We start from the raw sequence: 326 nt of genomic DNA, 5'->3' as shown, positions 1-326 counted from the left end.
ATCAAACGTTACTCCGCTTGGTAAACCACTGACTGTGTTCGTCACTGTTTGACCACTATTATCTGTGGCATCTATCACAATTTCGTCAATTGACGTATTCACTTCTTTGGTCTGATCACTAATTCCTTTTACTGTTGGTGCTGTCGTGTCTACAACTTTGATTATGAATTTTGTCTCAATACTATTACCATCGGCATCAGTGCTCGTTACCACAATTGGATAGGTGCCAACTTTTGTGACTACACCGCTTATTGTGTTTGTTCTAGGATCAAACGTCACTCCATTTGGTAGACCTCTTACTGTGTTTGTCACTGCTTGGCCACTAT

1 protein-coding gene is annotated in these 326 nt (G+C 40.8%); it reads right to left on the bottom strand.

Features of this window, described 5'->3' with window-relative positions; all coding sequences use genetic code 11:
• The coding region (locus tag HMPREF2597_RS08465; RefSeq protein ID WP_256337092.1) for a putative Ig domain-containing protein at positions 1 to 312 on the bottom strand (312 nt) is incomplete at its 3' end.
• Positions 313 to 326: the final 14 nt, after the last annotated feature.

This window comes from Staphylococcus sp. HMSC063A07 (genome assembly GCF_001836955.1).
Classification (GTDB): domain Bacteria; phylum Bacillota; class Bacilli; order Staphylococcales; family Staphylococcaceae; genus Staphylococcus; species Staphylococcus lugdunensis.
This window is presented reverse-complemented; position numbering and strand designations above follow the sequence as displayed.